The 12,575-nt window shown below is 39.5% G+C and carries 9 protein-coding genes, 9 tRNA genes and 1 rRNA gene; all 19 read right to left on the bottom strand.

The genetic code is table 11. The features are described 5' to 3' along the window. Positions 1 to 94: 94 nt before the first annotated feature. Positions 95 to 1,120 carry a 5-oxoprolinase subunit C family protein gene (locus J7Q84_RS17305; RefSeq protein WP_209096370.1) on the bottom strand — a complete coding sequence of 342 codons (1,026 nt, stop codon included), beginning with the start codon at positions 1,118 to 1,120 and terminating at the stop codon, positions 95 to 97. Further along, positions 1,110 to 1,826 (bottom strand): 5-oxoprolinase subunit PxpB, encoded by a 717-nt coding sequence (gene pxpB / locus J7Q84_RS17310; RefSeq protein ID WP_209096372.1) that lies wholly within the window; start codon positions 1,824 to 1,826, stop codon positions 1,110 to 1,112. The genes J7Q84_RS17305 and pxpB overlap by 11 nt, the downstream gene beginning before the upstream one ends. A gap of 144 nt (positions 1,827 to 1,970) precedes the next feature. Next, positions 1,971 to 3,224, bottom strand: a complete 1,254-nt coding sequence (locus J7Q84_RS17315) for a M24 family metallopeptidase (protein ID WP_209096374.1) — start codon at positions 3,222 to 3,224, stop codon at positions 1,971 to 1,973. Positions 3,225 to 3,816: 592 nt separating this feature from the next. Next, complete coding sequence (gene glmS / locus J7Q84_RS17320) at positions 3,817 to 5,619, bottom strand: glutamine--fructose-6-phosphate transaminase (isomerizing) (protein WP_209096376.1); 1,803 nt, start codon at positions 5,617 to 5,619, stop codon at positions 3,817 to 3,819. Between the two features lie 639 nt (positions 5,620 to 6,258). Continuing rightward, entirely contained in the window at positions 6,259 to 7,602 is a 1,344-nt protein-coding gene (glmM, locus tag J7Q84_RS17325) for a phosphoglucosamine mutase (protein ID WP_209096377.1), read from the bottom strand. Between the two features lie 35 nt (positions 7,603 to 7,637). Next, positions 7,638 to 8,876 carry a CdaR family protein gene (locus J7Q84_RS17330; protein ID WP_209096379.1) on the bottom strand — a complete coding sequence of 413 codons (1,239 nt, stop codon included), beginning with the start codon at positions 8,874 to 8,876 and terminating at the stop codon, positions 7,638 to 7,640. Next, positions 8,869 to 9,693, bottom strand: a complete 825-nt coding sequence (cdaA, locus tag J7Q84_RS17335) for a diadenylate cyclase CdaA (protein WP_209096381.1) — start codon at positions 9,691 to 9,693, stop codon at positions 8,869 to 8,871. Before cdaA ends, J7Q84_RS17330 begins: the two co-directional genes overlap by 8 nt. 300 nt (positions 9,694 to 9,993) lie before the next feature. Next, complete coding sequence (gene rocF, locus J7Q84_RS17340) at positions 9,994 to 10,890, bottom strand: arginase (protein ID WP_209096383.1); 897 nt, start codon at positions 10,888 to 10,890, stop codon at positions 9,994 to 9,996. 340 nt (positions 10,891 to 11,230) lie between these two features. After that, entirely contained in the window at positions 11,231 to 11,374 is a 144-nt protein-coding gene (locus J7Q84_RS17345; protein WP_209096384.1) for a hypothetical protein, read from the bottom strand. Positions 11,375 to 11,630: 256 nt separating this feature from the next. Beyond that, positions 11,631 to 11,706, bottom strand: a tRNA-Ala gene (locus tag J7Q84_RS17350). A gap of 3 nt (positions 11,707 to 11,709) precedes the next feature. After that, positions 11,710 to 11,784: transfer RNA gene (locus J7Q84_RS17355), tRNA-Gly, on the bottom strand. 4 nt (positions 11,785 to 11,788) lie between these two features. Further along, a tRNA-Lys gene (locus J7Q84_RS17360) sits at positions 11,789 to 11,861 on the bottom strand. A gap of 6 nt (positions 11,862 to 11,867) precedes the next feature. Beyond that, a tRNA-Gln gene (locus J7Q84_RS17365) sits at positions 11,868 to 11,942 on the bottom strand. Positions 11,943 to 12,057: 115 nt separating this feature from the next. Next, positions 12,058 to 12,142, bottom strand: a tRNA-Tyr gene (locus J7Q84_RS17370). Positions 12,143 to 12,148: 6 nt separating this feature from the next. Next, positions 12,149 to 12,224 (bottom strand) — tRNA-Val (locus J7Q84_RS17375). A 7-nt stretch (positions 12,225 to 12,231) separates the two neighbouring features. Continuing rightward, positions 12,232 to 12,306, bottom strand: a tRNA-Glu gene (locus J7Q84_RS17380). Positions 12,307 to 12,322: 16 nt separating this feature from the next. Beyond that, positions 12,323 to 12,395: transfer RNA gene (locus J7Q84_RS17385), tRNA-Thr, on the bottom strand. Position 12,396: 1 nt separating this feature from the next. After that, positions 12,397 to 12,471 (bottom strand) — tRNA-Asn (locus J7Q84_RS17390). A gap of 10 nt (positions 12,472 to 12,481) precedes the next feature. After that, positions 12,482 to 12,575: ribosomal RNA gene (gene rrf / locus J7Q84_RS17395) — 5S ribosomal RNA — on the bottom strand; the annotation flags it as partial.

Here is a 12,575-nt window from a genome sequence, read left to right on the forward strand (position 1 = left end):
CACTTGCCCCCTGCCAGTTACAGTATTAACGCCTAAGAACCACTCGCAATATATGATGTTTTTCATTTATCCAAGAATCCAAGCCGTCTTCTGCTCACGAGCGAGCTTCATTTATTTTGTTGGATGTGGTTAATTTCATTCCAAGTGTGACTATTTTCAACATTTTTTCTCTATGAATCATTGTTCGCTGCGCGTCCTTCAAAGTTATTTCTTGAAATCTAAGCTTTTCTCCAGGCTTTCGCTGTGCTAATATGGGCAAATCAACAGAAGTAACGAAACCAATTTTGGGATAACCACCGGTCGTTTGCCGATCGGCCATGAGAATGATTGGCTGTCCGTTAGACGGAACTTGAATCGTACCCACTGTAACTGCCTCAGAAAAGAGATCCAATGGCTGTTCCAATTCTAATATAGGTCCGATTAACCTATATCCCATACGGTCAGATTGAAGGGTGATTTGAAATTCTTGTTCAAAAAAGTTGTACCTGCTTTCATGTGTGAATCGATTGAAGTGTGTTCCACGAATAACACGAACTGTCGGATTGTTATAAAAAGGGAATATATTTTCTCCAATATACCAGTCAGCAGCTATAAATGAAGTACTGTTACTTTTTTTAGCTAACAGACTGCTAAGCTCTAAGCTAGTAGCTTGCGGCCGTTTCATTGACAAGTAATCGCCTTTCGTTAAGGAGCGGCCTTTATACCCTCCAATTTCTGCACGTAAATATGTACTTCGGCTTCCGAGAACTTTAAGTACATCAAAACCACCTGCTACTGCAACATATGCTCTGCAGCCCTTTTTGGCATAACCAAATTCAAGTATACTTTCTTTCCTCACCCATACTGGACGCCAAGATGGTACTCGCTCTCCATCAATCAAAGGTGAGAAATCACCTCCGCATATAGCAATTAGCTTATCTTCATGAAATTTCAGCCTCGGTCCAAGAAGAGTTATTTCCAGTGCTGCTTCATTCTCATGATTATTAACAAGAAGGTTAGCAATCCGCAATGCAAATGTATCCATCGCTCCGCTCACGATGATACCATGCTGCTGGTAACCGAATCTCCCCATATCTTGTACGGTTGTCAATAATCCAGATTGAAGTACTTCAATACACATGAATTTTTCCATTCCAAGAGTTGTATGCGTCCTTTGTAATCGGTCGAAAGCGGACAATATCTCCTGCACACAGCAGGCTGGGCTGATTTTCGTCAAATCGAAACAATGACAACGGCGTTCTGCCGATAAGCTGCCAACCGCCAGGACTTTCAATGGGATAAACTCCTGTCTGCTCTCCTCCTATCCCCACACTGCCTTCAGGGATTGTCAACCGAGGAGAACGGCGACGGGGTGTGGCAATTCTTTTGTCCATACCTCCTAAATAAGGGAATCCCGGAGCAAAGCCAATCATATAGACAAGGTAATCAGCCTCGGAATGCACACAAATCACTTCATCCCGAGTTAGACCACTATACTTGGCAACAGCCTCCAAATCTGGACCAAATTCACCCCCATAACAAACCGGAATCTCTACCACTCTCGCTTTTTTTACTTTCTCAATTGAGAATTGCACTACAATTTCCTTCAACCTCGAAAGGACCCATTCATATGGAAACCACACCCCTAGATTAAACAGGTGAATGGGATCATAAAAAACGGCCACCGTTGTAAAGCCGGGGACTATCTCAATCATCCCTTCCAAAGGATATTTTTCTAAGTACCCCGTTAAAGCCATCACTTTCTCGTGTACTTTTCTGTCAATGCAATCGCCCATACTGATAACAATCCCACTATCTCCAAGCGGAGAAAATTGCTCTTGATCCATTCAGCCTCCTCCTTGAACCCCATTAGCTTTCCACTGATCAATACAAAGCCTGTACGAGCTTTTTCTTATTACTCGCAAAACACTAATCACATGAAAAAGCTATAAAAAAGAGCAATCATCGGATGAATAATTGCTCTTTATACGCTATATCAAATAGAATGACGTTTGTCTTTTCGCCATATATTGTACTTCTCCATCAATAAGAGCTACTGGTTCTTCTAAGAAAATCGGAACCGATCGACCCCATTCAGGCACAAATTGCCTGATATTGAACTCCATCGCATAACAAGTATTAGAAGTTAACGGAAGATCACCTTTTATAGGAATATCTCGTTGTTGATCATATAAGCCAATTAGGGCACCCACTTCATGACAATGAGGTCCAAGTGGATGAGAATAAATCATTGCATCGATATGTTCACTTTTGGCAGAAGTCAACGCCGCTTGGAAAACTTCATTTCCTGTTTTTCCTTCTTCCATATGGAAGGTCAAGATGTCCTCGAGCCTTAATGCAGTACGGAATGCAGATTGAAGTCCTTCTGGCGCATCAGTTTCTCCGGGCTTTAATACATAGGCTAACTGTTGGGTATCTGTAGACAGCCCTAGATAATTGATGCCAAAATCCAAATGAACAATATCACCAGGCCGTATAATTTCTCCTTCAATCCGATCCATCTCAGCCCCTTCTCTTTGAATATCAACCGTTGGGTAGAAAGAAGTTTCTAGCCCTAAATCCAATACACGTTGCCGTATCCAATCAACTACATCCTCTGTAGTTGTAATTCCTGCATGGATTACTTTTGACGATAAGGCTTCCTCAGCAATTTTTCGTGCTAATTCAGCAATAGAAGGATATGACATTATTTCTTCTTGGCTTCTAATAGAAAGCCAATCAACAATCAAATGTTCGGCACTGACAAATTTATCAGTGTACCCATCAAGAACCTTACTTAACTGTTCAAAATAAGAATGACTCAGTCCATCACTAGCAGCAAATGTATGAGAATAATTTAATCCAATCGTGTCTGGGTTGCACTTTTCTACAATATTTTTAAGACATTCCCACTGATCACCATCTTCTATTTTCCAAATCCGTTCATAGAAAGGTTCAAAGCTTGGATTTGGATGAATTACCCAACGTTTCAATTGTTGTTTTTGATCCAGCCAAAAAACTAAAATGGTTAATCTTCTTGAACTATCTATGGATGAAGGATACAGAGTTTTTAATACAGGATCTTCATTATACTCTCTTCCTATCACTACCCACATTTGCAATTGATGCTTTTTCATGAGATCCGGCAATAAAATATTTAAACGATGAAACAGCCATTGATTCTGTATTTCTTCCCTCTTTTTCAATGGTAAAATCAAGGATAAAGATTCATTCTTCTCATTCATTATTTCTCCTCCAAAGCAATATTTCGTTGTTATCTCCTTCCACACATATCGTTTTTTTCCTGCTTCTCAATAGATGTTGATTCTTTTTTGCTTTTCTTATCTGTATCGTTGATTCAGTTCCCGACTTTGTTTTCATTACACAGTTGTATTCGTTCTAAATGAAAAACGAATGAAATATATATGCTGTGAGGTGATTTCATGGGAAGAAAATCATCAGGCAGCAAGAGTAAACAAAAAAGAAATTTCTCTTCTAGAAGTAAAGTGTGTTATCATGTTAAAACGCATGCGAAAGGGCGTTGGGTAGGGTGGCGAATAAATGAGAAGCCATCGGAAGTGGTGACGTATAACATAAATGAGTTGAATCAAATCTGATTTGGTAAATGCTTGGTTTATGAGTTCTTTTTGTTTTGAACCTGTTAAATTTTGGTATTTATAACATTAAGGCTCTGTTGATAAATAATGCAATAAATTATATTAATCATGAATTAACAAAAAAGCATCGATTGTTTATCGATGCTTTTTCCTATCTATACATTGAGTCAGTTCCCAACTTTTTTGTTATTCAACAATGATACTTCATACTAATTTATTTTTACTCCACTGTAACCGACTTAGCTAAGTTACGAGGCTTATCAACGTCGCACTCACGATGCAATGCTGCATAATATGAGATGAGTTGTAACGGTATTACTGATACAAGAGGAGCAAATGCTTCATGTACAGATGGTACAACAAAGCGATCGCCTTGCATCTCTAAGCCTTTCATAGAGATAATGCATGGGTTTGCACCGCGTGCCACTACTTCCTTCACATTGCCGCGAATGCCAAGGTTTACATGCTCTTGTGTAGCCAAAGCAATAACTGGTGTACCATTTTCAATTAAAGCAATTGTACCATGCTTTAACTCACCGCCTGCAAATCCTTCTGCCTGAATATAAGAGATCTCTTTTAGCTTTAATGCACCTTCTAAGCCAACATAGAAGTCAACGCCGCGGCCGATGAAGAATGCATTACGAGTTGTTGCAAGATATTCAGATGCAATGTTCTCCATCTCTTCTTTCTCACCACAAAGCACTTCCATTGCATTAGCTACAAGACCCAATTCCTGAATCAAGTCGAAATCAACAGATAAGCCTTTTGCTTTTGCTATATCAATCGCAAGAATTGCTAATACTGCTAGCTGAGCAGTGTAAGCTTTCGTAGAGGCAACCGCTATTTCTGGACCTGCATGTAATGGCAGCGTATAGCTTGCTTCACGAGAAAGTGTAGAACCAGGAACATTTGTTATTGTTAAGGCTTTATAACCCATTGCGTTCGTTTGAACAAGCACAGCACGGCTATCAGCTGTTTCACCGCTTTGAGAAATATAGATGAAGAATGGTCTTTCTGTTAACAATGGCATATTGTAAGAGAACTCACTTGCTACATGAACCTCTACCGGAACCTTTGTATAGCGTTCAATGAATTGCTTCCCTACAAGTCCTGCATGGTAGCTCGTTCCACATGCGATAATGTAGACGCGGTCGCTATCTAAAATCGCATTACGAATGTCTTGACTTAATTCGATTTCTCCATCTTCATTTTGATACCTTTGAATAATATTGCGAATAACAAGCGGCTGTTCATCAATTTCCTTTAACATGAAATGAGGATACGTACCTTTTTCAATATCGCTTGCATCTAATTCTGCTGTAAACGGCTTACGTTCAATAATATCACCGTTTAAATTTTTAATTGTGATAGATTCATCCGTTACAAGTACCATTTCCTTATCTGTAAGCTCGATAAATTGGTTTGTCACTTGCAGCATTGCCATAGCATCGCTTGCAACTACGTTGAAATTATCACCAACACCAACCAACAGCGGACTCTTGTTTTTTGCTACATAAATCATCCCTGGATTTTCATTGTCTAATAAAGCAATTGCGTAAGAGCCATGCAGCAGCTGCAATGTTTTACGAAATGCTTCCTCTACACAAGTCTCCTTATTCACCTGCTTCTCTAACAACTGCACAATTACTTCTGTATCTGTTTCACTAACGAATGTTACATCTTGTAAATATTCATTCTTTAATAACTCATAGTTTTCAATCACACCGTTGTGTACAAGTGTAAAACGTTGAGATGCACTTTGATGCGGATGAGCATTCACTTTACTCGGTACTCCATGAGTTGCCCAACGAGTATGACCAATACCAGCAGAAGCATCCATTGAAAAGTCTACACTTTCACGAAGCTTTGCAATACGTCCCTTTTCCTTGAATACTACTACTCCTTCAGCTCCCTGCACTGCGATACCTGCGGAGTCATATCCACGATACTCTAACTTCTCTAGCCCTTTTAATAAAATTTCCTTCGCATCCTGATGACCAATAATTCCTACGATTCCACACATACTGCACGTCGTTACGCACATGGCTTATTATTCACTAACAGAAGCAAATCCCACGAAACTGTAAACCCACATATAAATAAGCATACTTTTCCTATATGCTAAAAAGGGAACAACAAACATGAGGGGATGCTTCTAAAGACCGTTAGGCTTCATAATCCCGTAACGACCTTCACCTTCCTCTCTCTTCTGCTAATTCAGACATGCAATTTGATATAGAGTTTCTTTTCCGTCCATACTCTAATCAATTCCCATGTTTTATTTGTTGTTCTTTTTCACTCATCATTGCTCTTACCTTTGTCCACAGAGTCACCTCTTTGTTTTAATAAGAACTTTCGGTTATGATAAGTAACCGGGAGTCATCCGCCGAAATCCTCGATAAAACTCCTCCTCGTCAACTACACTCAGTAGTTCTGGCGCTTTATAATTTTTTCCTTGCTGAGAAAAAGAACAAACCCATCTTATAACAATAAGTAAACTCTCGTCAATAAAAAGATTATTGTAACCCCTTTCATTGCGTTTCTTGTTATAACAAATGCAAATCAATATGCTCAGAGTACCTTTTACCCTTAAAAAATAATATGCATAAGAAGAACAATTGGTTCCTCTTATGCATATCGTTCATTTTATTTCTGCTCTTTACTAAGCGCCCGCTTCTTCTTTTACTACTGCTACAATTCGATTTACAAAGGCTTCACAATCCTCTTGTGTAGGCGCTTCTGCCATTACACGAATTAAAGGCTCCGTGCCTGATGGACGTACTAATACACGCCCGTTTCCATTCATCTCTTCTTCTACCACACGAATCTCTGTCTGGATACGGTCATTTTCTAACGCTTTTACTTTATCTGTTACACGAACGTTAACTAATACTTGTGGATATTTCTTCATTTCATTGGCTAACTGGGATAATGTTTTTCCTGTTGCCTTCATAATATTTACAAGCTGAATAGCGCTTAACATACCATCGCCTGTTGTAATATAGTCTAGGAAAATAATATGACCGGACTGTTCTCCTCCTAGATTATAACCGCCCTTACGCATTTCCTCCATAACATAACGGTCTCCTACTCCTGTTTGCGCACTTTTAATCCCTTGTGTCTCTATCGCTTTATAAAAGCCAAGGTTGCTCATAACTGTGGAGACAACGGTTTGCTGCTTCAGCCTTCCTGTTTCTTTCATATACTTGGCACAAATATACATGATTTGATCGCCATCGACGATGTTTCCATTTTCATCTACTGCAATTAGACGGTCTCCGTCTCCATCAAATGCCAATCCCACATCGGCCCCTTTTTCCTTTAAGAAGGCTGCTAACGCTTCAGGATGAGTAGAACCTACTCCCTTATTAATGTTAATGCCGTTTGGTGCTGTTCCCATAGTAGAAATATCAGCCTCTAAATCAGCAAATAAGTATGGGGCTAATGACGATGTTGCTCCATGTGCACAATCTAAGGCTACATGTAAGCCAGAGAAGTCCTCATCAACAGTTTGTTTTAAGTATTGCAAGTATTTTTGACCACCTTCGAAGTAATCATTTACTTGTCCCAAATCTGCGCCGACAGGACGAGGAAGCTCATCTATCTCCTGATCAATTAACGCTTCGATTTCAAGTTCCTGTTCATCTGACAATTTGAAGCCGTCAGGACCAAAAAACTTAATTCCATTATCCTGAACAGGGTTATGTGACGCAGAAATCATAACACCCGCTTGTGCTCCCAACGCTTTTGTTAAATATGCTACACCTGGAGTAGAAATAACACCAAGACGCATTACTTCTGCTCCGATTGAAAGAAGCCCTGCTACTAATGCTCCTTCGAGCATATGACCAGAAACACGCGTATCACGACCGATAAGTACTTTTGGACGCTCTGTATTTTTCGTTAATACATACCCGCCAAATCTCCCAATTTTAAATGCTAATTCAGGTGTCAGTTCACTATTTGCTATACCGCGAACACCGTCAGTTCCAAAATATTTACCCATGATTGAATCGCCCCTTTGATGTTATCTGCAACTTCTCAACCTTTACTTATTAGTTCTACTTTTGCATTTTGTTGTTTAATTTCCAATGTTACATCTTTCGGACCGCTTACCTCAATTGCTACATCATGCTCCCCTTGGACAAGATCAGAAACATTGATAAGCGCTTGTATTTGTGATGCATTCAATTTATTGACCACGCTGGATTTTCCTATCACATCTACAGTTACAAATCCATTTTTCGGATCTAAAAAACTGAGATTTAAAGTCTCCGCAAGTCCCATAACCTTTAGTGGCACAGCTCCTAGAGATTTTCTCTCTTGTTTTTCTACTTCTATGGTTATCTTGACTTTTTCAGGAGTCACTATTGTTGCTCCTTTTGGGATGGAAAGAGGTAGTTCTAATGTTGTATTCTCACTTATTTTACTTAAATCTACTTCTACCCCTTGTAAAGCATCTAGCTTATCCAGTACATCTTTTGGTCCATAAATAGTAGCTTGACTCGGTTCAATTTGCAAACTTGTAATACTGACTCCCTCTTGCAAACTGCCAACCTTTGTAACCTCTATAGGTACCGTCTTTTTTGGACTTATTACTGGTACTGTCACATTTACTGTAGACGGTTCCGGTTCTATCGAAAGTTTATTTTCGTATTTATCATATGCATAGACTTTCACCTGTTTGGTCACTGTTTCATCTAGACCTTTAAGGTCCACATAAGTACGGACATATGCTATTTGTTCAATCAACTGTTTTGCCCCTGCTATTTTAACTGTTTTTGTATTAATAGAGGGCTCTTGTGCTGTATAGCCTTCTTTCATTTGCTGCTCGTTTTTATACTCGACTTCTACAGGAAATTCCTTTGTTACCTTCTCTTGAATAATAATTTTCGCATGAGAGGGCTGTACAGTTACAGCTAACTCATCCGATACTCCGCGATATTGTAACGGAACATCGTATTCACCGACAGAGTAGCCTGTAAGATTCATATAGGCTTCATATTGCTGCTTTACCTTTGTAGATTGAATTTTACTATTTTGGCCTTTCAAAGTAAGTGTTACTTCTTGAGGTACACCTGTGACGATATATTTTTCATTATTATAATCTACTGAGACCGCTACATTCTTCAATGTATCTGTTGTTTTTGAACCTGGAAAGCTCATTGGACTTAAGTTAGATTGAGGCTGGTTTTCCAGGTTAATTGTTATATACAACATCAGCGCCAAAAGTAACGCAATACCTTTCAATATCCAATGATTATCCATCAACTTATCCATGCTTCTTCCCCCTCCAATTCCAAAGAGATGAAGAAGATGGTTTGGTATGAGGATTTAATTCTTTTATCAACATCTCTCGAAGCTGCTCTGACTTTAATTCACGATGAAGTTCTCCATTTTTTGTTAAGGAAATAGTTCCTGTTTCTTCTGATACTACGATAGTTACACTATCTGTTACCTCACTGATGCCAAGAGCTGCTCTATGTCTTGTTCCCAATTCCTTAGAAATGAACGGACTTTCAGAGAGGGGCAGGTAGCAAGCTGCTGCTGTGATTTTATCTTTTTGCATAATCACAGCTCCATCGTGAAGAGGAGTATTCGGAATGAAAATATTAATCAATAGCTCAGAAGATAACGCTGCATCCATTAAGATTCCAGTTTCAATATAATCATTCATGCCTGTCTCTCTCTCTACGGAGATCAAGGCCCCGATTCTACGCTTAGCCATATACTCTACAGCTTTCACAATAGAATCTACGATGCTCGCTTGTTCATCTTCCTCATGATTCATACCTCTAGAAAATAAACTTCCTCTTCCCAATTGCTCCAAGGCCCGGCGCAGCTCCGGTTGGAAAATAATAATGACGGCCAAAAAACCCCATGTTAAAGCTTGGTCCATCAACCACTGCAATGTATGAAGCTTAAATACACTGCTAAGTATCCTTACTACAACAATCACTATAATTCCTTTTAACAGCTGCACTGCCTTTGTTCCGCGAATCAGCAGAATCAATTTATATATAACAAACCATACAAGGGCTATATCAACTATATTACTGAGATATTTTAAAATCACTGTCATATCTCCAGAGAGCATGTACCTTCCTCCATCAATATGTATTTCAAAGCGTTAACTAATTAATTATACCATACATTATTAGATGGATAATTACAAATAACTAACAGTTTCCTGATGAATGAATAAAAACCAAAACTGAAATTATCTCCTGTTTCATATAGACATAATGACAGATATGAAATAAAGCATGCCACCTTTTCATTAAACTAATAAACAAGTTAACCTGTGTGGTAGAAATAGAGTAATCAACGCACCGATATTAATTTCCTGCTTACACATAAAAAGCTCTACTGCTTTGAACAGTAGAGCACTCTTGTTTTACTTCAATTTTTCTCCGAACAGCGATCCCATCAATGCAACAGCAGTAATTGCTGTTTTATTCTTTTCATCTAAAATAGGATTAACTTCCACAAACTCTGCTGATGTAACAATCCCTGATTCCGCCAACATTTCCATCGCTAAGTGACTTTCGCGATAACTTAGTCCGCCAATTACAGGTGTTCCAACCCCCGGTGCATCATGTGGGTCCAGTCCATCTAAATCCAACGATAAGTGAACTCCGTCAGTGTGAGACAAGTACTGAATAGTTTCTTCTATAACTGCTGTCATGCCCATTCGATCAATTTCATGCATTGTAAACACTTTAATACCTTGCTCGCGGATAAAATCTTTTTCTCCCTCATCCAATGCACGAGCCCCAATAATAACAACATTTTCTTTTTTAATTTTAGGATATTCACCATATAGGTTTGTTAAAGAAGAATCACCAAATCCTAAGCTTGCAGCCAATGACATTCCATGAATATTACCAGAAGGAGACGTTTCTTCTGTATTCAAATCTCCATGGGCATCATACCAAATTACTCCGAGATTATCATAATGTTTAGCAATTCCAGCTAAAGTACCTATTGCAATACTGTGGTCGCCTCCGAGCACAAGCGGAAACCGCTCACGTCCGATAATATCATCCACTTTAGAGGCTAGTTCACCACATACTTCTACAACTTGCTCAAGATTTTTCAGTTTTGGATTATCGTTCTTTTGTCTATTTGTACGCTCAATACGTAGATCCCCTAAGTCTTCCACACCATATTGATTTCTCTCTAATCGTTCAATTAACCCTGCATATCGAATAGCGCTTGGCCCCATATCGACTCCACGTCTTGTTTGCCCTAAGTCCATCGGTACTCCCACAATTGAAATTTCTCTTTTCATTGTATACCCCTCCTATTCCTACACTAAATATTTTAAATCTTTTATATTGCCTGACTCAACTGAACATTTTTTTGTTTATTTATACATTGCATACAATCATATGCATATGAATACCCATATTTATTCGTAGTTAAAGAGGTTGATTTCGCATAAAATATTACATAAAAAAATAACTAATAAAAATGAAAATGTATTTCACTCTTACTTCTTCTCAATTAAAAGGTCGTAAATCCCCTAATACAAAGAAAAAAGCAGACTATTAATAAGCCTGCTTTTTGTACTTCCATGTATAATCATCCTGTTTTCACTACTACCTTTGCAACTTGTGGATCGCTGCTGATTAGTTGCTTGTATTATCGGGTATAGCAGTAGCTTGAGCTTCTGTCTTTTCACCTGCTGTAAAAGTGGCTTCCATTTCAATGCTCATTTGCTGCTCTTCTTTAGCTTCTGATTCGATTACGATATGTTCCTTATCATTAATCAACTCTTGATAAACGACTCTTACACCCTCTGGTGTTAGTTAGATAGCTTTGACTATAATACCTCTTCCCTCTAGCCCTTTTATGCTTATATCTATACTAAGCAGCATGACGCTATGTTCTATTCAAAATAAACGGTAAAATTTTAAATTTGTAAAAATGTTATAAGTAAATAAACAAAGAACAAAAGGGTACAAAGCAATAATAAAAAAGCCTTAGACCGAGTTCCGATCTAAGGCAAATATATAGTGTGTATGTAGATGGTGGAGCCTAGCGGGATCGAACCGCTGACCTCCTGCGTGCAAGGCAGGCGCTCTCCCAGCTGAGCTAAGGCCCCAAATGGAGCGGAAGACGGGATTCGAACCCGCGACCCCAACCTTGGCAAGGTTGTATTCTACCACTGAACTACTTCCGCAATATGAGCCATGAAGGACTCGAACCTTCGACCCTCTGATTAAAAGTCAGATGCTCTACCGACTGAGCTAATGGCTCGTTATATGGCTGGGCTAGCTGGATTCGAACCAACGCATGACGGAGTCAAAGTCCGTTGCCTTACCGCTTGGCTATAGCCCAATAAAATAACAAGTTAAATATATCTTTTAAATCTGGAAAATAAAAAACAAACCTTCACAAGTTTATTTTCTCAAGTTTCCCACTTCTTATTCAATAAAATTTATTCTAATAAAAATGGTGGAGGGGGACGGATTCGAACCGCCGAACCCATAGGGAGCGGATTTACAGTCCGCCGCGTTTAGCCACTTCGCTACCCCTCCGATATATGGTGGAGGATGACGGGCTCGAACCGCCGACCCCCTGCTTGTAAGGCAGGTGCTCTCCCAGCTGAGCTAATCCTCCACTATAATGGTGACCCGTACGGGATTCGAACCCGTGTTACCGCCGTGAAAGGGCGGTGTCTTAACCGCTTGACCAACGGGCCAAAATTTTTCAACATAAGCTTCCAACCGGGATCGAACCGGTGACCTCTTCCTTACCATGGAAGTACTCTACCTACTGAGCTATGGAAGCATGGCTCCGCAGGTAGGACTCGAACCTACGACCGTTCGGTTAACAGCCGAATGCTCTACCACTGAGCTACTGCGGAACGATGTCTAGCCTAGCGACGTCCTACTCTCACAGGGACAAGGTCCCAACTACCATCGGCGCTGAAGAGCTTAACTTCCGTGTTCGGAATGGGAACGGGTGTGA

This window comes from Bacillus sp. 165 (assembly GCF_017742235.1).
Lineage (GTDB): Bacteria > Bacillota > Bacilli > Bacillales > Bacillaceae_G > JAGHKQ01.

Excerpts from the sequence above, each read along its gene's own strand:
- J7Q84_RS17305 (WP_209096370.1), bottom strand. The coding sequence starts at position 1,120 with ATGTGTATTGAAGTACTTCAATCTGGATTATTGACAACCGTACAAGAT.
- pxpB (WP_209096372.1), bottom strand. The coding sequence starts at position 1,826 with ATGGATCAAGAGCAATTTTCTCCGCTTGGAGATAGTGGGATTGTTATC.
- J7Q84_RS17315 (WP_209096374.1), bottom strand. The coding sequence starts at position 3,224 with ATGAATGAGAAGAATGAATCTTTATCCTTGATTTTACCATTGAAAAAG.
- glmS (WP_209096376.1), bottom strand. The coding sequence starts at position 5,619 with ATGTGTGGAATCGTAGGAATTATTGGTCATCAGGATGCGAAGGAAATT.
- glmM (WP_209096377.1), bottom strand. The coding sequence starts at position 7,602 with ATGGGTAAATATTTTGGAACTGACGGTGTTCGCGGTATAGCAAATAGT.
- J7Q84_RS17330 (WP_209096379.1), bottom strand. The coding sequence starts at position 8,876 with ATGGATAAGTTGATGGATAATCATTGGATATTGAAAGGTATTGCGTTA.
- cdaA (WP_209096381.1), bottom strand. The coding sequence starts at position 9,693 with ATGCTCTCTGGAGATATGACAGTGATTTTAAAATATCTCAGTAATATA.
- rocF (WP_209096383.1), bottom strand. The coding sequence starts at position 10,890 with ATGAAAAGAGAAATTTCAATTGTGGGAGTACCGATGGACTTAGGGCAA.